This window comes from uncultured Microbulbifer sp. (genome assembly GCF_947489355.1).
GTDB lineage: Bacteria > Pseudomonadota > Gammaproteobacteria > Pseudomonadales > Cellvibrionaceae > Microbulbifer.
The window spans coordinates 1-949 of record NZ_CANLDD010000159.1 but is presented as its reverse complement, the minus strand read 5'-3'; the positions used below and the strand labels follow the sequence as shown (position 1 = coordinate 949).

General features: G+C 49.5%; 1 protein-coding gene and 1 pseudogene. One reads left to right on the top strand and one right to left on the bottom strand.

Going from position 1 to position 949, the window contains the following annotated elements:
- Window positions 1-145: 145 nt before the first annotated feature.
- Window positions 146-472: pseudogene (locus Q1A48_RS22055) on the bottom strand (di-heme oxidoredictase family protein); the annotation flags it as partial.
- A 26-nt stretch (window positions 473-498) separates the two neighbouring features.
- Between Q1A48_RS22055 and Q1A48_RS21270 the strand changes: the two are divergent.
- Window positions 499-927, top strand: a complete 429-nt coding sequence (locus Q1A48_RS21270; RefSeq protein ID WP_299948862.1) for a hypothetical protein — start codon at window positions 499-501, stop codon at window positions 925-927.
- Window positions 928-949: the final 22 nt, after the last annotated feature.

Below are 949 nucleotides of genomic sequence, written 5' to 3'. Positions count from 1 at the left end.
TCGAAAGTAGGTTTGGTCATAGGTCATCTCTTTTTTGCTAATGATAAAGAAATGACACAGAATTCTGAACACTACCAATAGCTGTCTCATACAGACAGTTACACCGCTCAGGATTTGATTCAACATATTTGTTTATAGTTTAACGTTACCGCACACCTCTTTGTTTGATTTGTCCAAATGTATACCCTGTTTCGTTTCGGTGCAACCATTTGGCACTGAACCCAGAGGCGTTACTGCTTACTGGTATCCGCAACGATTTGTAGGATTTTAAAAACTGGGCCAGGGATTTTTGGTCCTGCACAGACAGCGCCAGAAAGGCTTCGCGGGAAGGGCGGCCTTCGTCGCCGTGGAATAAAATGGTTTCAGTAATGGTGCTTACATCCCCGCGATGGCCGTAGGGAGCCGAATTGCCAACATCCCACAATTTTCGGGTAAGGAAAAACTGGGTACCGTCTATCGCGTCCACTCGCCCCTGTGCAAGTTGTTCATTGCAGAAAAATGGATATCCGTATCATACAGGTTGTGGCGCTTCAGGTCGGTGTGGGCGTGTACAAGGAGGGTGCCATGGGGCCCCTCTTAAAACGCGCTTCTCTGGTCAAGTTAAAGGTTACCGGCGGGAAGAGGTCTTCAAAGTCAGGTGCCCGGCGGATTGAACGGGTTTGGTTCCAAAAAGTAACGGGTATTCAACACCATTTGCGGCCGGTGACACCCCGCGCAGCCAATTTCTTCAAACAACTGTTCTCCATGTGCAACCATTTCGCGGGCGGCTTGTTTGTTTGGCAGTACTTGTTGCGGGGTATCCAGCTGCGCCTACCAGAGAGTGAGCGCGGTAAGATCACTCAGGGTCAGCTCTCGCGCACTACCGTCACCGTCTGTAGTGGTCTACTAATCCCGGACACCAATTTAGGTGGTAAAGTCGCTGCCTGAGACAGAGGTGTTCAATGAGTAA

Excerpts from the sequence above, each read along its gene's own strand:
- Q1A48_RS21270 (WP_299948862.1), top strand. The coding sequence starts at position 499 with ATGGATATCCGTATCATACAGGTTGTGGCGCTTCAGGTCGGTGTGGGC.